Below are 18,781 nucleotides of genomic sequence, written 5' to 3'. Positions count from 1 at the left end.
CGCTGATACACTTGATACACTAGCCTTTAACGCTCAACACTTGAAACAGTTGAGCGTGATGGCTTCCACCCACTTAATCTTTGCCGAGCAATGCCAGCAGCTGTTTGCCGAGCAGCTCGGCCATGGTCGTCGCTGGAAATCCGCCTGTGCCCGGGCATTGCAAATCAGCAGGGCCACCTTGTATCGCTACCTCAACGGAGACTCGGCGATACCCAGTGATATTCAGCAACGGCTGGAACAGCTCAGTGGCCCTTCCCCCTCAGTCATTAACACAGAGCAACTGGTGCGCATTTATGCCTCTGCTCTGGTTCAAATACAGAACTTAATAGACGAGCAGGGTTATCTGAATGCCCCCTACCCGCCATTGTTAATACGGGCATTCAGCCTTTCTGCAGCCCATAACATCGGCACAAACACCATACATTGGCCTACGGATCTGCAACAACTCATTACTCGGGCACAGCAGCCCCTGTACGAGTGGGTCAGCGATATGAGCTGGGATGAAGAACACACCTTTTTCAGCGCCTGTCTGCTGGAAGACTCAGGTATTTCCATTGCATGCCGCAGCCTGGCGGTAGAGGGGCATAACCCTGAGCAGGAGCTGGAAGAGAATCAGGGGTTTGCAGCGTTAATACGTCTGTGCAAAGCGCAAGCTGATGGTGAGCAGCTCTATCGCACCTGGCGACGCATACTGATTGAACACCCGCTTATTGATGCGGCAAGAGTGCTGATCACTCACCCGGATCTGGTTAACACAAACGAAGTGGCTCAGATGATCAACACGTTTTATCAGCCAGTACACGCTTCAATGTGCCTGCAGGGCAAGCTTCCTCTATGCAGTATCTCGGGTACCATTTTGTGCCTGAAAAACCATACCGGAGACACGCTCAGCTTTAGCACCGAATGCCGGGAACCAGAGGCCATTCGCCTTGCCGGCAGCGGCTGTCATGACTCAAAGCCCTACCACCCCGGCATGATGTATCTGCGTCGTCCGTTCAGAACCTTCTGGGCATTGCCGGGGCGAGCCGAGCTGGCGCTGGCACAAGGGCTGGAAAACATGGGCTGGCAGGTCACATTGTGGCCGGGTCTGGACAGAATGGATCTGCTGGCATGCTCCCCTCGCGGCCGCAAGATAGCGGTTGATGTAAAGGACTACTTTTCAGCACAGAAGCTGGCAGCCCGTTTTAATGGATTCAAGGAATATACCGGCACCCATGAGTGTTATCTGGTGATCCCTGACTATTTGCTGGAAACAGACAGTCGGTTTGAAGCACGGTTCAACGCTTTCAGATCAAGCTACGGCAAACAGCGGGTCACACTCAGCACTGTCTCCGGACTACTGGCCAGCCTGGAGGACACTTGATGAGAACTGATCTGCAGTTTATTGATGAGTACTGCAACGCACTGGCGCTCACCGAGCCCGCAGCTGCCAGACTTAATCAGCATCATTTACGTACCCTGGCCCTCACCGAGCTGTGTTTTGTGGTGCTGAGCGAGTACTTGCCAGAGCAGGATATTACCGCCGTACCCGCTCTGATGCTGGGCTACCCTTCGCTGGTTGCCGGTGCCACCGCTCACCCGGCACTGGCCAATGCGCTGTGTAACCTGCGTCATTTATGTGGCCGCTTCGGCTCGGTGGCGGTATGGTCCGATAACTGTCGCCACTACCGTGAACAGCCCGCCACACTGCGCAGCTTTGATATCACGGAGAACAAGCCCACACTTAAACAGTTTGCTCACCCCCGAGTGCTGACCTTGCTGCACCAGACCCTGGCAGGTGCCGTACCCTGGGTAATACGAGACATCAAACTGGCCTCTCCCGGCAGCGCCAGAGTCAAAGTAAATAATGGTAATACGGTATATTCCTATCAAATTCCGGTGACAAACATAACCGCGGGCTCTGTTCAGCAACACGCACTGTCTCCCCGCCATGAACGCCAACCTGTTCGCATTAAGTTAAGCGAGCTGATAGCCGCCGCCAAAGACATAGATAGCACCGAACGCCAGCCCGACTGGCCAGCCAGTTTGCCGCCACTTCGGCTCGAGCAACGTCTGCAGCAAACACTCAACCTTAAAAGCCTGTCGAATGATTTTTTTGATGGCGACACTATCACCCTTAACGGGAGCACACATCTGGTAGGTATGTTGTCATCAGGAAAGTCAACGCTGGTAATGGCGTTATTGTTTGCCCTGACCAAAGGGCAGCAGCCAAAGCGTATTGCCATGATAGTAAATGACACTATTCAGGGTGCCACGCTTTCCTCAAGGCTGAAACGGCACGGCATTCGCGCTACTGTATTATCCAGCCTGCGCCGGCGTGAAACGCACCTGGATGCTATTCACTGGCAGCAAGGCCAGCGACATACCGGCTGGGCCATATCCTCCCTGGGAGATCTTGCCTCCAGTTTCAGCGTGTCTTGCCCGCTGGACGGCATGCAGCCTGAGTCTCCCCCCGTGGTGCGCGGAGAACGCAGCCGCCGCTTTCCCGATTTTAGTGAAAAGCCTTGCCATAACCTGCGACAAACAACGCTTTCTGATCACGAAAAAATCTCTGCTGTCCAGTCACAGCAACAGGACGGTAAAGCACATTCCTGCCCGTTATGGGCCCAGTGTCCGGCACAATCGCAGCAGCGTGATGCGACAACCGCCCAGGTACTGATCATGACATCGGCAGCATTTGCATATATGAGCCCGGATAAATGGACCCGGGCAGAGCATCTGACCCTGCCGGAACTACTGCAATATGATATTGATTTGGTCATTGTGGATGAGGCAGATGCTGTGCAGGCGAACCTGGATAACGCCTTTGTGCCCAGCACCGCCATTATGGGCAGCGCCCCGGATGTGTATATTCCTGTTATCGGCATGCGAACTTCAGAAAAAATCAGGGAAAAAAGTGGCCTGCAGTATCGCAACGCCACTGCAACCCGCTGGCATAACAACTTTCACGTATTTTCCAGGTTAATCGGCACGCTTTATGCGCTATTGCAGCGCGAACGCGCCAGTCTGTGCAAAGTCTACCAGAACACTCCCTTTACCGCCGCCGGCCTTCTTTATGGCCTCTGGCGCGAGATTAACCCTGTCAAAAATACCGCCGGCCACCAACAGCAGGCCGAGCAGGACTTTCAGCAGATTATTCAGGTAGCATCAGCCATTTCTTCAGCACTGCCCATTAATACCAGCACCATGGCATCACGGCAGTCATCGTTTTTATTTACAGATACCGGCTATGAACAAGCCGCCCATGCATTGCAGGCCATTGCCAAAGATGTATTGCTGCACGATCACGTTGAAGATTTGACCACACAAATAGAGTCACTGCTAAATACCGAGCTGGCCGTGTTCTGCCTGCCCGACAGCCAGTCTGTGGTCACACGAAGAGAAAATGCGCTGCGCTTGTTACTGACTGTGATTGCCGAACTGGCACTGTCTTATTATAACTGGCTGATCAAGGCTCAGCCGGCGGTGGCCGAGGACTTTGGCCTGAACGACGAAGAGCTGTTTACCAAGGCCAATCATCTTATTCGGCATTATCGCAGCCTGTTGCCCACGAACCCGTCCGGTGCCATTTTTGGGCTGTTATACGACGAGCCCGGCCAAGATAAGCTCGACCGTCAGGGAGGACAACTCACCCTGATCAACCATCTGGGAGTAGGCAGATATCTGCTGACTCACTTGCATCAGTTGCTTGCGGCCGAAGGGCAAGTGGGCCCCAATGTGCTCATGCTGTCGGGCACCAGCTGGGCAGGTGGCAGCCATACCGATAATGCTTCTCCGGTGTTCGATGTACAGGTGCCGGTAAAGGGCATTTTGCTGCAGCCCAACGCTGAGCTGGACGCCATTGCACACTCCACCTTTGCGCTGGTTCATTTGCCCCGCCAAACTGGCGAACAGGTCAGGGTATCGGGCACCAGCCCCGAAAGACGCCGGGATAATCTGACCTTTATTGCTCATGGCCTGGCATCCAATGCCGATGGCATTACGCTGCTTGAGCAACAGTGGCAGCGGCTGGAGCAGCAATGGGGAGCGTCATGTCTGCATAACAGGCGGCGGGCATTGCTGGTAACCAACTCTTATGCCGATGCAGCCCACACCGCAGATCAGCTCAGACAATGTCTGGATAAAAACGGTTTTGGTGACTGGCGTGTCTATTGCCTGGTAAGAGATAAAGCAGATGAAAACGCGTCGGATCAACGCCCCCAGCTGGCCCGCCCCCTGCCTCGCTCACTGATAGAGCAATTTGGCAACACGCCGGAAAAATCCGTGCTGGTGGCCCCTGTGCAGGTGGTCTCCCGAGGCCACAACATACTGAACTCAGCTAATAAAGCGGCCATTTCAAGCATCTATTTTCTGCATCGCCCTCATCCCCGTCCCGATGATCTGTCGGCGGTTACCGGCCGGCTTAACCGCTTTGCCATTGCGCAAATCAATCAGAGCAGTGAGCACCTGTCCAAAACCGCACCGCTGGCAGAAAGAGCCCGCAGAATGCGCAATAAAGCCACACACATTGTGCGCCTCAGCCTGGACTATCGCAGCCAGTATTCAGGGCTTCCTGCCACTTACAAAGCGCAGTTTGCCTGGAACCTGCTGGCTCCGCTCTGGCAAACCACCGGTCGTGGCATTCGCGGTGGTTGCCCGGTGTTTGTTGGTTTTGTGGATGAACGGTTTGCCCCTCATTCTTTTGAGTGCATCGACAATAAACCCGACACACCTGGCTCCAGCGTACTGGTACAAATGGTCAAACAACTGCAACAGGCCATGGATCCTCGCTATAACCCTAACGAGCACGACATAGCCCAGCTGCTTTACGAGCCTTTTTATCTCGCCCTGAAACAGACACAAGGACTGCAATATGGCGATCTCAGTTAACAGCCTGCACCTGGCCGCCTGGACGCCAGCTGCATCATTCAATGCATTGTCGCTTACCTGCTTCACCATGCCCATGTCTGCTCATCAGGTGCTGTTGCAATGGCACCGGCTTCAAAGCCGCTCCGCAAAAATCTGGCCATCTCAGGCACTGAAAGGACTGGATGAAGTGCTGGCCGTGCTGGTGCCGGATCTGGCCATGGTAAGAAGAAACAAAATCGATGGCTACCTGCAACTGTATTTTCTCAATGACCGCACACAAGATAACACCCTGCGTGACGCCGTGTTCAGCGCACTGTCATTGTGGCTTGGCATTCTTTATGACAAACAGCCGGGCAGTGCGCGTGCAGAGATTGCCGCTAGCGCGCAACACAATGAGAACTGGCACATCATAGACGTGAGTCTGGCCACAGAGCAGCATGCCGGTGCCTGCGCCATGGCAAAAGATACCCTCGCCTTTGATGCTCTGGTGAGCTATGCCAATCATATATTGGGCGGTAAAACACTGGCATTCCGATCGGGAGAAACAAGAACCTTTGTTCCGGTGACCGCTCATTCTTCTTCGTTATTTTATGGCCTGGAGCTGGTGGCTTTTCCACCAAGCCAGGACTCGGTAAAGAAGCACTGTTACTGGTCTGAGGCCATTAGCCTGACAACAGCCACTTTTCCAGAACGTGAAGGCATTCACCTGCTGGCTCGCCCGTCCATTCGCAACTGGGGTCCGGTTGACTATCCGTCTTCCTATGGTGGTAATGCCCGCAGTATGGATATGTTTATTCCGGATGAAGCCGGCAACTACCGGCATACCTCGCTGAAATACTATGCTCAGCAAGACAAACACAGCAGCCACAAAAGCATTGAAGCCCGCTGGAAGCACAAACAGGATGCCCGTATTCTGGCGCTGATTAACCGCCTGACCGGTAGTAAGCACCACGAACAAAGCGAGTGTATCGTTCCCATTATTCAGGATCAGAGCATTTGGTTACTCCCCCGGTTAAGCCATGGTGCCGGTGATCGCTTTTTTGCCGGAGGCACCGGAGTGGGCTGGCCAGACCGCATGGATATTACTCACTCCCTTAATCAGCACCTGGAGCAGGCCGGCTTTTGTCAGACCGGTACCATGCAGCGTGTTACAAAAAGAAAACGTCTGAACAAACCCTTTCGGGAAAACAATGCCAGCCAGCTGCGTCGCCAACGGGTGCTGGATACGCTCAACCATCTTGAAACCGGCCTGCAGCAGCTGACCCTGTATTTATTTCAGCGACAGGAAAACACGCGCTCTGTGGTGATGAATGAATTGATCACACTGTTGGGCCAACCTGAAAACAGCACAAACACTCAATTACGCTGGCCCGATGGCTTGTGTATTAACCTGGTCTCTCTGGCGGCCGGCCCCTTAAGTGAACAACTGCCCACAGCCGAGCTGAACGAAGAAGAAAAAACAGGACGCACTCCGTCTCAAATTAAGCAGATACTCAACGACAGGCAAAAAACACTGAACCGGCAAACAGAACAAACCATGATGCAATATATTGGAAGCGTCCTCGACACTTCCGGCTCCGTTGCCTGTGCTGTGCTGGAAATGAACAGCAGCTTGCGGGGTAAAACCTGTGACCCTTACGTTTTTTCCCGCCGGGCACTGGCAAAGCATCATATTCTGCCCCAGGTAATATTAATTGAAGAAACGATGCCGGCTGAAAAATACACCATGGCGGTGCGCGATTGTTTGCGTATGCTGGGGGTGGTTCCCGCCGGGCTGAATGACACAGATCCGGCACCGGCGGCCCTGACCGTAATACAACAAAACCGCCATATCACCGCCGGCCAAACCATGCCTGCCATCACACTGCCGCTGGCGGCCAGAGTAGTTAACCACTGCCTTGAATGCGCCTTGCCGCAAGCCGATGGCACACCGCAATGGCAGCCCTATGCAACCGCGTTATTAACGGTGCTGACAGGCAAGTTTGAACCGTTTTCGCGCACTGAAGCCGATAACAACAATAAACGCTTTGAACGCTTCTTTGAGCAGGCACTGCAACAAATTGATAAAAACGGCCCCAACCTGGTGCAAACCAACGTCAGTCATATCGGCCAGCAATGGGCAAGCCTCACCAACAATAAACTGGCCTTTGATAAACTTCAGTTGCTTAATCAAACTGTCACGTCCAGCCAGCTGCCCAATACCCGGCTGGTGCGGCTAAACAGAGATGAACACAGAATACCGCTACATTTTCATAAGGGAGAGCAATTGGATGTATCCGGTTTGTTTGACTGGGAAGCTGCGTCCCGCACCTTCTATGGCCTCAAGGTTCCGGCGCAAACCATGATCCCGCACAAACATAATGCCGGGCTATCGCGCCATGACAACGGAGAGCACAAATACAGTGCCCGCAACATTCGTCAGCTGGTGCGTCCGGAAGAAATATGCGTGGTCTTTTGCCAGCCACAGGACGAGCCACAAACGCTAGCGTTATATACCCACAGGTTGCGCCAGCTGCATGTGCAGTATAACGAGGATACCAATCAGCCGTTTCCGCTGCATGAGCTGGACGCCATTGGAAAAGGCCTGTCTTTTTAAAGACAAAGCCCGGCTGCCGCCGGGCAGAGTAGTTACAGCCCCAGCTTGTCAAACAGACCGGGCAGTTTTTCGTTGATTTTGTCGCCAAGCTCGTCGCCGAGTTTTTCGTTGAGCTTGCGCTTGACCCGCTCGGCTTCCTTGCTGGCTTTTTCTTTCAGGTAAAGGTCAAACACCTGCTGCATATCCAGGGTGTAGCGCGGCTGCTGATAGGTGCCGCTTACCCGCAGGGGCACGGTAATATTTTTCAGCTCATCCAGTGATTCACCGTCCTGGCCCTTGAGCGTGCCTACAATGGCGGTGCTGAACAGCACATCGAGCGTGCTGTCCAGCAGGCTGGTTTCACCTTCGCCTTTTACCCGCAGCAACGGAGATGCCAGGTTCAGGTTTTGCGTGCTGACCTTACCTTTGCCGATATCAAAGTCGGCAGTCAGGGCGCTGAAATCGGTTTTCTGAGGCTCATTGTCGTTGGGCACCGGCAGCCCCTTTACCTGGGCATAGCCCCGGCGGATCATGGCGGCAATGTTGACCCCGCGCAGGGCACCGTCGGCAAATTCCACCCGGCTGGTACCGGTGAGACTTTGTTTAATGGCCCGTTCGGTCAGCCCGCGCCCGGCCACATTCAGGGCCACACTGGCGCGGCCTTCGAGAGAGTCAATACCAGCGGCGTCATTCAGCAGTTCAAAGCCGTTTACGTTTTGCAGCTGCGTATTGAGCATAAAGCTTGCAGGGTTACGGTTGGCATTCAGGCTCACCTCGCCCTGCAGGGAGCCTTGATACAGGCTGGCGTTAATGTCGCTGGCAGTGGCCTTGCCGTCCTGCACTTTTACCTCAAGAGACACGCCCTGCATTTCCATGCCCTGCACGTTAAGCAGATCGGCTGCGAGCGTACCTTGCACATCGAGCTTGTTGAGAATGGACAGATCCGGCTCGCTGGCAGCCACCGAAGGCGGCAACTTGGCCGAAGCATTATCTGTGCTGGTGGTCGCACTGTCACTGCCGCCCTGCTCGCTGCTCCACTCCGCACTCAGCTGCTCCAGATCCAGCAGCGGTGTGTGCAGATTAAAACGAATCTCGGGAATTTCCGGGCCGTGATCTACCTGCAGCTCGCCATCCAGGGTCAAAGAGCCTGCCGACATAGTGACGTTGGTAAAACCGGCCTGCTTGCTGGTCATGTCATAGGCCAGATTGCCGCTGAGCGTCAGCGCTTTATTACCGGGCACAGCACGGCCGGTCACGCCGGCGTTCAGTGTCAGGTTATCCAGACGCAGCCGGTCATATTCCGGTGCCAGCCAGAGTGTTCCGCTGGCGTTAATACTGGCCTGTACTTCATCGGAGAACAGGTTGCCGGACAGCGTCAGCGGCACCTCCTGCCCCGGCGCAAATTGGTCAAGGCTGATATTTACCCGGTTAAGGCGAGTGAGGGTGTCGGAACGTTCGTCCTGTAGCAGCACTTCCGCATCGGTTACCTTTATACCGGCCAGACTGACAAACTGCAGTTCACGTTTGGGCCCGGCTTCGCTGGCCTGTGCGTCAGGAGCTGGCGCGGTTTGGGGTTCGGCACTTTTTTGGCCCAGATTACGCAGATCATCCAGGTTGGTGCTGCCATCTTTGTGGGTAATAAGGTGCAGGCGGGCATTGCTGAGCACGGCCTGACCCACTTCCAGCCGGTTATCAAGCAAAGGTTTGAGCGCCACATCCAGGCTGACTTCCCCCACCGAGAGAGTGGCGCCCTGTTCAAAGCCGGGCGGGTTAAGCAGCGATGTTTTGCCCAGGGTAAACCCCACCGAAGGAAAAAAGCGCCAGCTTAAGTCTCCTTCTATGACCAGAGTACGGCCGGTTTTTTCCCGGGTCTGCTCCACCAGCAGGCGTTTGACTCTGTCAGTGTCTACCAGTTGGGTCAGCGCCACGACCCCCAATAGCAGCAGCACCACCAGTGCCGCCAAGGCATATAGCCATTTTTTCATTATTTTTGTCCCGTTCTGTGCGTGTAAAACCAATAGTGGCCGTTCCCGGTAAAAACAACACCACTTAAAGCTGACGGCTTATAGCTTACAGCTCCCCCGAAGGGGGTCAGTCCTGATTTATGCGGCTGGCATCGGCACCTTGCTGAGATTTATATTTGGCGCTGGCGCGGCTCATGTAGGGGCGCTCGGCAGGGCCCGACATGGTTTCAAAATTCAGGGCACCAATCACCATCTGGGGGCGCAGAGCCAGGGGCAGTTTGCCGCTGTTATAAAACTCCAGCACAATGCGGCCACTCCAGCCCGGATCAATACGGTGCGCTGTTACGTGCACCATCAGGCCAAGGCGGGCCAGTGAAGAGCGGCCGTCCAGCCAGCCCACTATGTCGTCGGGCAGCGTCACCGACTCGTGAGTAACGGCCAGCGCCAGCTCACCCGGGTGCAGAAAGAAGGCTTCACCGTCTGCAATAATGATTTCATCACTCATTACCCGGTTAATCTGCTCCTGCACCTGCCCTTTGGGGCCGCTCAGGTCAATGTAGGGCGCGGTATGATCCTGAAACACACGAAAGGCGTTGCCCAGCAGCACATCCACACTCACACCACTGATCCGCTCCTCTGCCGGGGCGGGATCAATCTTGATTCGGCCCTCGGCCAGATATTGTTTAATGTCCCGATCGCAAAGACGCATGACAACTCCTGAAACCTGAATAAAAGCCGGTGCACCCGCATGGCGCACCAGCAGCACTAATACTTATACCAGCCGGGTGTAGAGCGTGGTGGGCACGGTTTTGCCGGTAAAATACAGGCCGGCAGCCAGCCGGGCAGCCATATTGAGGTAGCGGCCAGCCACCTCACCTTCCGGATCTACCGTCATTACCGGCGTGCCGGCATCCATTTGCTGACACAGAGTGGCATTAAGCGGCATTTGGCCAAGCAAAGGCACGCCATGCTCGCTGCACAGATGCTCACCACCGCCTTCGCCAAACAGGCTTTCTTTATGGCCGCACTGGCTGCACTGGTGATAACTCATGTTCTCTACCACGCCCAGCACCGGAATATTGACCTTGCCGAACATATTAATGCCTTTTACCGCATCGGCCAGGGCCACGTTCTGGGGCGTGGTCACCACCACAGCAGCGGTGGTAGGCACCTGCTGGGCAATGGTGAGCTGAATATCACCGGTGCCCGGGGGCAGGTCCACCACCAGATAGTCCAGCTCGCCCCAGCGGGTTTCCCGCAATATCTGCTCCAGCGCCTTGCTGGCCATGGGCCCGCGCCATATGGTGGCGTCGTTGGCTCCCACCAGAAAACCTATGCTGTTGGCTGTTACGCCATGGGCGGATATCGGACTCATGGTTTTGCCGTCATCACTGGCGGGGCGCTGACCGGTCACTCCCAGCATCATGGGAATGGAAGGGCCGTACACATCCGCATCCAGCACACCCACTCTCGCCCCCAGCCGGCTCAGCGCCAGCGCCAGGTTCACTGCCGTGGTGGACTTGCCCACGCCGCCCTTGCCGGACGACACCGCAATAATATTGCGTACACCGGCAATGGGCCTGGCTTCATTGGCATGAGCCAGAGACGCCACATCGGTATGCAGCTGCCAGTTAATCTGCTTTGCGCCGGCAATGGCGCACAGCTCGTCATTCAGGCTCTCAAGCCCGGCTTTGTCCGCTCCCACAAAAGGCAGCGTAAGCGCAATGGTTAACACATCGCCTTCACAGGTTATGCTGCGTACAAAACCGGCAGACACCGGATCCTGCGCCCAGAAAACGGGCTGAAAGCGGCTTAACCGTTGCCGAATTGGTTCAATATTCATTCAGTTAGGTCCAAATGAGGGGAGTAACAGCACTTTAGCAAAAGCACTGCGCAGGTAAAACGTTGCTGAAGAGTGTATATGCCAAAAAACTCGGGTAACATGCGGGGTCCCGTAAACTCAACTCTACAAAAATGGAAATTATGGCTACCGATCCACGTAAGATTCTCGTTACCTGCGCCCTCCCCTATGCCAACGGTTCAATTCACCTTGGTCATATGCTGGAGCACATTCAGGCCGATATCTGGGTTCGTTACCAACGAATGCGTGGCCATCAGGTCCATTTTATCTGCGCCGACGATGCCCACGGCACCCCCATCATGCTCAAGGCCAAGCAACTGGGCGTAACCCCGGAAGACATGATCGCCGCGGTGAAAAAAGAGCACGAGCACGACTTTGAGCGCTTTAATATCGGCTTTGATAACTATCACAGCACGCACAGCGACGAAAACCGTGAGTTTGCGGAGCTTATCTACGGCCGCATGAAGGAAAACGGCTTTATTGAAAGCCGCTCCATCTCTCAGCTGTACGACCCTGAGCAGAACATGTTTCTGCCCGACCGCTTTGTCAAAGGCACCTGCCCCAGCTGCAAGGCAGAAGACCAATACGGCGATAACTGTGAAGTCTGCTCCGCCACCTACACCCCCGCCGAGCTGATTAACCCCCGCTCTGCGGTGTCGGGCGCCACTCCGGTGATGAAAGATACCGAGCACTTCTTTTTTGATTTGCCTCAGTTCGAGGGTATGCTCAAGGCTTGGACCCGCTCCGGTGCCCTGCAGGAAGAAATGGCCAACAAGCTGGAAGAGTGGTTTGAATCCGGCCTGCAACAGTGGGACATCACCCGCGATGCCCCTTATTTCGGCTTTGAAATTCCCGATGCGCCGGGCAAATATTTTTACGTGTGGCTGGACGCCCCCATCGGCTACATGGGCTCGTTCAAAAACTACTGTGGCAAACGCGGCGATCTGAACTTTGACGATTACTGGAAGCCCGGCAGCGAGGCCGAGCTGTATCACTTTATCGGCAAGGACATTGTTTATTTCCACAGCCTGTTCTGGCCGGCCATGCTGGACGGCAGCGGTTTCCGCAAGCCCACCAATATTTTTGTGCACGGCTACGTAACGGTAAACGGTGCCAAAATGTCCAAGTCCAAGGGCACCTTTATCAAGGCCGACACTTACCTTAATCATCTGGACCCTGAGTGCCTGCGTTATTACTACGCCGCCAAGCTCACCAGCCGCATTGACGATCTCGACCTGAACCTGGGCGACTTTGTAGCCCGGGTAAATGCCGATGTGGTCAACAAGCTGGTGAACCTGGCGTCCCGCAATGCCGGCTTTATTGCCAAGCGCTTTAACGGTGAACTGGCCGCCGAGTGTGCCGAGCCTGAGCTGTATGCCGAATTTGCCGGTGCTGCCGAGCGCATTGGTCAATTTTATGAGCAGCGTGAATATGGCCGCGCCATTCGCGAGATCATGGCGCTGGCCGACAAGGCCAACCGCTACGTGGACGACAAGGCCCCCTGGGTGGTGGCCAAGGAAGAAGGCAAAGACGCCGAGCTGCAGGCCATCTGCTCTGTGGGCATTAACCTGTTCCGGGTGCTGATGACCTACCTGAAACCGGTGATGCCCAAGCTGGCCGAGCGCGCCGAGGCCTTCCTGAACGCCGAGCTTACCTGGAATGCCGTGAGCGCGCCGCTTGCCGGCCACACCGTGACCAAGTTCAAGGCGCTGTTCAGCCGCATGGAATCCGACAAGGTCGACGCCATGGTGGAAGCGTCCAAAGAAGATCTGGCCGCCGAGCAGGCCAAGGCGACCCCCACCGGCCCGCTGGCAGACGACCCCATCAGCGACACCATCAGCTTTGACGACTTCGCCAAGGTAGACCTGCGGGTGGCGCTGATCAAGAAAGCGGAAGCCGTGCCCCAGGCCGACAAGCTGCTGCGCCTGGAGCTGGACTTGGGTGGCGAAACCCGTCAGGTGTTTGCCGGCATCAAGTCTGCCTACAGCCCGGAAGATCTGGAAGGCAAACTCACCGTTATGGTGGCTAACCTGGCCCCGCGCAAAATGCGCTTTGGCATGAGTGAAGGCATGGTGCTGGCCGCCGGCCCCGGCGGCAAGGATCTGTGGATCCTGGAGCCGCACACCGGTGCCCAGCCCGGCATGCGCATTAAATAACCCCCTTCGGGGAGCTGGAAGCGGTAAGCTATCAGCTTTAAGTGGCGCTGTTTGTAGGTGGCGCTTTAGCTGGCGCACAAGAACTGCAGCGACTATATTGAAAAAACATGCTGCGCACGTTCTGCCGACTAAAGTGGCAGCTACCTACAGCTCCCACCGCAGCTCTCCAGCATCATACAAGAAGCCCGGTTAAAAACCGGGCTTCTTGTTACTTACCGCTGACAGCTTATAGCTTATAGCTTATAGCTTGATATCAGCATTCAATAATATTCACTGCCAGGCCGCCGCGGGCGGTTTCCTTGTATTTGGTTTTCATGTCTCTGCCGGTGTCGCGCATGGTTTTAATCACCTTGTCGAGGGACACCTTGTGCTCGCCGGTGCCGCGCAGGGCCAGGCGGCTGGCATTAATGGCCTTCACCGCGCCCATGGCATTGCGCTCTATGCAGGGCACCTGCACCAGACCACCCACAGGATCGCACGTCAGGCCCAGGTTGTGCTCCATACCAATTTCGGCGGCATTTTCCACATATTCGATGGTGCCGCCCACCACGGCGGTGAGCGCACCGGCAGCCATGGAGCAGGCCACGCCCACTTCCCCCTGGCAACCGACTTCGGCACCCGAGATAGAGGCGTTTTCCTTATAGAGAATGCCAATGGCAGCGGCGGTAAGGAAATACTGCACCAGGGCGTCGTCGTCTACCGGCTGCACGAATTTGTCGTAATAATGCAGCACCGCAGGCAGAATGCCGGCGGCCCCGTTGGTGGGCGCCGTCACCACCCGGCCACCGGCGGCATTTTCCTCGTTTACCGCCAGCGCAAATAAATCCACCCACTCCATCACGCTTAAGGGATCTTTATTGTAATGGGCTTCGCTCACCAGCCGGCGATGCAAAGAGGGTGCGCGCCGTTTTACCTTGAGGCCACCGGGCAAAATGCCTTCGGTTTTACAGCCTCGTTTTACGCAGGCCTTCATCACCTCCCAGATCTCCCGCAGGCCGGCAACCACTTCTTCTTCACTGCGGTTTACCTTTTCGTTTTCCATCATAAGGCCACTGATGGACATGCCGTTTTCCCGGCACAGCTGCAGCAGCTCATTGCCGCTTTTAAACGGAAACGGCACCGGCCTGGCGCTGGATTCGGCCACGGCGGCCGCCTTGGTGTCGGCAAACTCCTCCGCTTTCACAATAAAACCGCCGCCAATCGAGTAGTAAGACTGCTCCGCCAGCACCTTATCGCCCTCAAAAGCGCGGCAGGTCATGCCGTTGCTGTGCAGCGGCAGGGTTTTACGGCGATGAAACACAATGGCACCGGAGCGGGGAAAGGCGGCAGGATGAGTCTGATTCAGCACAATTTCCTGGCTGGCTTCTACTGTTTGCAGAAACTCGGGGATCATGTCTACGTCCACGGATTCGGGATCAAAACCGCCCAGCCCCAGGATCACTGCCTTGCCGGTGCCATGGCCAATGCCGGTCTGGCCCAAAGAGCCAAACAGCTCTACTTCTACTCGTGTGGTACGAGTAAGGGTGCCCTGCTCCGCCATGGCCTGCACAAAGGCATGGGCCGCCCGCATGGGGCCTACGGTATGGGAAGAAGACGGGCCGATACCGATACTGAAGATGTCAAACACGCTGATCATGGCAACTCCGAACACTGAACGTTTGAAACAGCGACGCCAGCGGCAATCGCTCAACTATTATTGAACGATTGTAGGTTTATTTGAGTTTTAACCCAACAGAATTTTAACAAGCCAGCGCAGAAACATAGACTTTGTGATAAGGATCGCCAGTCAGCGCGCCACCTGATGGGCAAACTGATGAATAACAGACGCGGTAATGCCCCACACCCAAAGCCCGTGCCAGCGAATAAACACCACCCGGTGCAGCCTGCCCCGCAGCTGCTGGCTCAGCACATGGTGATGGCGCAAGTCCAGCAGATAATCCAGCGGAATCCGATAGAGCTCGTCCACTTCATCGGGGTTCAGCACAAACTCAGGCTGTCCCTCCACCAGCCCCACAAAGGGCGTGAGCGCAAAACCGGAAATGGTGTACTGGGCCCGCAGCCGCGCTAGCTGCCGGCAGCGCGCCGGCGGCAGGCCAATCTCTTCTTCGCTTTCCCGCAGGGCCGTGTGCCACAGGCTGGCATCTTCTTTATCTACCCGGCCGCCGGGAAAACTGATTTGCCCCGGATGCTGACGCAAATGCCGGCTGCGCCGGGTCAGCACCAGCTCTAACCCTTCCCGGCCTTCCAGCACCGGCATCAGCACCGCTGCGGGCCGGGCATGCCCGGGCCAGCCGTCATCAGGTTGTGGCGGCAGCAGATTAATGCGGGTGATCAGCTCATCCAGGGTCATAGCTTTTCCAGCACGGGTAAAATGCGGCCCAGTTTATCGAACAGCTCCTGATATTCGCTGGCCTGCTCGGAGTCGGCCACCACGCCGCCGCCGGCCCAGCAGTAAAGCCGGTGCTGCTCTGCCAGCAGGGTACGAATGGTAATGCTGGTATCCATGCGGCCATGAGCACTGATATAGCCGATACTGCCGCAATAGCCATGGCGGCGATGGGGCTCCAGCTCTTCAATAATCTCCATGGCGCGTATTTTGGGTGCACCGGTAATGGAGCCGCCGGGAAAAGTGGCCGCCAGCAGATCGGTGCCGTCGAGCCCCGGCTTCAGCTCGCCGGTAATGGTCGACACCAGATGATGCACCGCCGGAAACGACTCAATGGCAAACAGCGACGGCACCCTGACACTGCCCGGCACACAGACCCGGCCAATGTCGTTGCGCAGCAGGTCCACTATCATCAGATTCTCGGATCTGTCTTTGGGCGCTGCGGCCAGCTCCTCGGCCAGTTGCCGGTCTTGCTGCGGATTTTGGCCTCTGGGCCGGGTGCCCTTGATGGGTTTGGTTTCTATTTGTTGGCCTTCCAGAGCAATAAAGCGCTCAGGCGACAGGCTTAAAATGGTGGTGTCCGGCAGGGGCATAAAGGCGGAAAACGGCGCTTTATTATGCTCACTGAGCGCCTGATAGGCAGTCCATGGGCTCCCTTCAAAAGGCGCATTAAAGCGCACCGTCAGGTTTATCTGATAGCAGTCACCGGCGGCCAGATAGTCCTGCACTTTATTAAAGTTGGTGCCATATGCTTCGCGGCTCTGATTGGCCTGCCAGGGGCCGGCCAGCTTAAAGGCCCGAGCCTCTGGCGCACTCAGGCCCCGCCACCAGGCCAGCTTTCGTTGCAGTGCCGCCTCATCGCCCAGCACCAGCAAATGAGCTTGTTCGGTTTTACGGTCTATCACCCAAGCCCAGTCATACAGGCCTACTGCCATATCGGGAGTGGCCAGCTCGTTAATGGCGCGCTCGGGAATACGCTCCAGCCGCCGGCCCAGATCGTAACCAAACAGCCCCAGGGCACCACCGGCAAAGGGCAGATGGGCCAGTTCCTCTGGTAAGGTCACCTCACCCAGCAGCCGCTGTTGCCAGGCTTTAAGCAACGCAAAGGGGCAGTCACTGCTGTGCTCTGTGCCATTGGCATGGGTAATGGTGGTGCTGTTCCCTCTGGTGACCAGGGTGGCCACCGGCCCGGCACTGATAATGTGATAACGGCTGTCACCGGCCAACGGCGAGGCCGACTCCAGCAGCACCGACCAGGGCTGGCTTGCCAGAGGAGAGAAAAAGTCACGCACCGGGCCGGCAAAGGGCTCGCTGTGTATGTGCAAAGGCAGTCCCATTATGTAATCCACTCGACAGTTTTGGCATTACGCTCAGGCTCCGGCTGGTCAGCCGGGGGCGCGCAAGCGTATCATAGCGCCGATTATAACAACTCAAAGCCAGCCGATAACCCATGAGGAAGCCATGAGCATTATCAAAAAGCAGGACTTTATCGACTCCGTTGCTGACGCCCTTCAATATATCTCTTATTACCATCCGCTGGATTTCGTGCAGGCGCTGGAAAAAGCCTACGAAAAAGAGCAGAGCCAGGCCGCCAAAGACGCCATTGCGCAAATTCTGATTAACTCCCGCATGTCGGCGGAAGGCCACCGCCCCCTGTGCCAGGACACCGGCATTGTGACCTGCTTTGTAAAAATCGGCATGCAGGTGCAGTGGGACTCGGATATGACGGTGCAGGAAATGGTGGATGAGGGTGTACGCCGCGCCTACTCCAACCCGGATAATCCGCTGCGCGCCAGCATAGTGGCTGACCCCGCCGGTGCCCGCAAAAACACCAAAGATAACGCCCCCGCCGTGGTGCATATCGACATGGTGCCCGGTGCCGAAGTGGAAGTGGCCATTGCCGCCAAGGGCGGCGGCTCCGAGAACAAGTCCAAAATGGTGATGCTAAACCCGTCCGACGACGTGGTGGAATGGGTGCTGAAAACCCTGCCCACCATGGGTGCCGGCTGGTGCCCACCGGGCATGCTGGGCATCGGCATTGGCGGCACCGCTGAAAAAGCCGCCGTGCTGGCCAAGGAATCCCTGATGGATCCGGTGGACATTCACGAGCTGATCGAGCGTGGTGCCGACACCACCGAAGAAAAACTGCGTCTGGAAATCTTTGAAAAGGCCAACAAACTGGGCATTGGTGCACAGGGTCTGGGTGGCCTTACTACCGTGGTGGATGTAAAAATCAAAACCGCGCCCACCCATGCCGCTTCAAAGCCGGTGGTGATGATCCCCAACTGCGCCGCCACCCGTCATGTGCACTTTCATCTGGACGGCTCAGGCCCTGCCGAGCTGACTCCGCCAAAACTGGAAGACTGGCCACAAGTCACCTGGGAAGTGGGTGAAAACGTGCGCCGGGTCAACCTGGACACCGTGACCCGTGACGATATTCAAGACTGGAAAATGGGCGAAACCCTGCTGCTCTCCGGTAAGCTGCTGACCGGCCGGGATGCGGCTCACAAGCGCATTCAGGACATGATTAACAAGGGTGAGCCCCTGCCGGTGGACTTTAACGGCCGCTTTATCTACTACGTGGGCCCGGTGGACGCGATTGGCGACGAGGCCGTGGGCCCGGCCGGTCCCACCACCTCCACCCGCATGGACAAGTTCACCGACATGATGCTGGAGCAGACCGGCCTGATGGGCATGGTGGGCAAGGCTGAGCGCGGCCCGGCCACCGTGAGCTCCATTCGTGATCACAAGGCCGTTTATCTGATGGCCGTGGGTGGTGCCGCCTATCTGGTGGCCAAGGCGGTGAAAAAAGCGAAAGTGCTGGCCTTTGAAGACCTGGGCATGGAAGCCATCTACGAGTTTGAGGTGGAAGACATGCCGGTCACCGTGGCGGTCGACAGCGACGGCAACAACGCCCACGAAGCCGGCCCCGCCATCTGGAAAGCCAAAATAGAAGAGCTGGACCAGGCGCTTAAAGGCTAAACACAAGCT

Annotated in this window: 11 protein-coding genes; 5 read left to right on the top strand and 6 right to left on the bottom strand. The window is 56.3% G+C overall.

Going from position 1 to position 18,781, the window contains the following annotated elements; all coding sequences use genetic code 11:
- The first annotated feature begins 58 nt into the window (after positions 1 to 58).
- Genes R0I78_RS12570 through R0I78_RS12560 form a run of 3 tightly spaced genes read left to right on the top strand, consistent with a single transcriptional unit; the run spans position 59 to position 7,444 of the window.
- Entirely contained in the window at positions 59 to 1,363 is a 1,305-nt protein-coding gene (locus R0I78_RS12570; protein WP_317075567.1) for a hypothetical protein, read from the top strand.
- Positions 1,363 to 4,869, top strand: a complete 3,507-nt coding sequence (locus tag R0I78_RS12565) for a hypothetical protein (protein ID WP_317075566.1) — start codon at positions 1,363 to 1,365, stop codon at positions 4,867 to 4,869. The genes R0I78_RS12570 and R0I78_RS12565 overlap by 1 nt, the downstream gene beginning before the upstream one ends.
- Positions 4,853 to 7,444, top strand: coding sequence for an RNaseH domain-containing protein (locus tag R0I78_RS12560; RefSeq protein WP_317075565.1), 2,592 nt, complete (start codon positions 4,853 to 4,855; stop codon positions 7,442 to 7,444). The genes R0I78_RS12565 and R0I78_RS12560 overlap by 17 nt, the downstream gene beginning before the upstream one ends.
- Before the next feature lie 32 nt (positions 7,445 to 7,476).
- On the opposite strand, the gene R0I78_RS12555 is transcribed toward R0I78_RS12560, so the two are convergent.
- The 3 genes from R0I78_RS12555 to apbC form a co-directional block, all read right to left on the bottom strand.
- Positions 7,477 to 9,408 carry an AsmA family protein gene (locus R0I78_RS12555; RefSeq protein WP_317075564.1) on the bottom strand — a complete coding sequence of 644 codons (1,932 nt, stop codon included), beginning with the start codon at positions 9,406 to 9,408 and terminating at the stop codon, positions 7,477 to 7,479.
- A gap of 106 nt (positions 9,409 to 9,514) precedes the next feature.
- Positions 9,515 to 10,096, bottom strand: coding sequence for a dCTP deaminase (gene dcd / locus R0I78_RS12550; RefSeq protein WP_019933773.1), 582 nt, complete (start codon positions 10,094 to 10,096; stop codon positions 9,515 to 9,517).
- A 63-nt stretch (positions 10,097 to 10,159) separates the two neighbouring features.
- Entirely contained in the window at positions 10,160 to 11,230 is a 1,071-nt protein-coding gene (gene apbC, locus R0I78_RS12545) for an iron-sulfur cluster carrier protein ApbC (RefSeq protein ID WP_317075563.1), read from the bottom strand.
- A 140-nt stretch (positions 11,231 to 11,370) separates the two neighbouring features.
- Between apbC and metG the strand changes: the two genes are divergently transcribed.
- Entirely contained in the window at positions 11,371 to 13,404 is a 2,034-nt protein-coding gene (metG, locus tag R0I78_RS12540; protein WP_317075562.1) for a methionine--tRNA ligase, read from the top strand.
- Between the two features lie 253 nt (positions 13,405 to 13,657).
- Here metG and R0I78_RS12535 read toward each other — a convergent pair whose 3' ends face one another.
- The 3 genes from R0I78_RS12535 to pabB all read right to left on the bottom strand — a co-directional run bounded on the left by R0I78_RS12535 (position 13,658) and on the right by pabB (position 17,127).
- Positions 13,658 to 15,040, bottom strand: a complete 1,383-nt coding sequence (locus R0I78_RS12535) for an L-serine ammonia-lyase (RefSeq protein ID WP_317075561.1) — start codon at positions 15,038 to 15,040, stop codon at positions 13,658 to 13,660.
- Between the two features lie 150 nt (positions 15,041 to 15,190).
- Entirely contained in the window at positions 15,191 to 15,754 is a 564-nt protein-coding gene (locus R0I78_RS12530; RefSeq protein ID WP_317075560.1) for a CoA pyrophosphatase, read from the bottom strand.
- A complete protein-coding gene (gene pabB, locus R0I78_RS12525) occupies positions 15,751 to 17,127 on the bottom strand; it encodes an aminodeoxychorismate synthase component I (protein ID WP_317075559.1) in 1,377 nt (458 codons plus the stop codon). Before pabB ends, R0I78_RS12530 begins: the two co-directional genes overlap by 4 nt.
- Positions 17,128 to 17,251: 124 nt before the next feature.
- Here pabB and R0I78_RS12520 point away from each other — a divergent pair, with 124 nt between their 5' ends.
- Positions 17,252 to 18,772 carry a fumarate hydratase gene (locus R0I78_RS12520; protein ID WP_019933779.1) on the top strand — a complete coding sequence of 507 codons (1,521 nt, stop codon included), beginning with the start codon at positions 17,252 to 17,254 and terminating at the stop codon, positions 18,770 to 18,772.
- Positions 18,773 to 18,781: the final 9 nt, after the last annotated feature.

Origin of the sequence: Oceanimonas sp. CAM02 (assembly GCF_032842915.1) — a bacterium.
GTDB lineage: Bacteria > Pseudomonadota > Gammaproteobacteria > Enterobacterales > Aeromonadaceae > Oceanimonas > Oceanimonas smirnovii.
The sequence above is the reverse complement of the archived record's forward strand: the minus strand, read 5'-3'. Positions and strand labels throughout refer to the sequence as shown.

Coding starts and splice junctions, on each gene's coding strand:
- R0I78_RS12570 (WP_317075567.1), top strand. CDS start 59: ATGGCTTCCACCCACTTAATCTTTGCCGAGCAATGCCAGCAGCTGTTT.
- R0I78_RS12565 (WP_317075566.1), top strand. CDS start 1,363: ATGAGAACTGATCTGCAGTTTATTGATGAGTACTGCAACGCACTGGCG.
- R0I78_RS12560 (WP_317075565.1), top strand. CDS start 4,853: ATGGCGATCTCAGTTAACAGCCTGCACCTGGCCGCCTGGACGCCAGCT.
- R0I78_RS12555 (WP_317075564.1), bottom strand. CDS start 9,408: ATGAAAAAATGGCTATATGCCTTGGCGGCACTGGTGGTGCTGCTGCTA.
- dcd (WP_019933773.1), bottom strand. CDS start 10,096: ATGCGTCTTTGCGATCGGGACATTAAACAATATCTGGCCGAGGGCCGA.
- apbC (WP_317075563.1), bottom strand. CDS start 11,230: ATGAATATTGAACCAATTCGGCAACGGTTAAGCCGCTTTCAGCCCGTT.
- metG (WP_317075562.1), top strand. CDS start 11,371: ATGGCTACCGATCCACGTAAGATTCTCGTTACCTGCGCCCTCCCCTAT.
- R0I78_RS12535 (WP_317075561.1), bottom strand. CDS start 15,040: ATGATCAGCGTGTTTGACATCTTCAGTATCGGTATCGGCCCGTCTTCT.
- R0I78_RS12530 (WP_317075560.1), bottom strand. CDS start 15,754: ATGACCCTGGATGAGCTGATCACCCGCATTAATCTGCTGCCGCCACAA.
- pabB (WP_317075559.1), bottom strand. CDS start 17,127: ATGGGACTGCCTTTGCACATACACAGCGAGCCCTTTGCCGGCCCGGTG.
- R0I78_RS12520 (WP_019933779.1), top strand. CDS start 17,252: ATGAGCATTATCAAAAAGCAGGACTTTATCGACTCCGTTGCTGACGCC.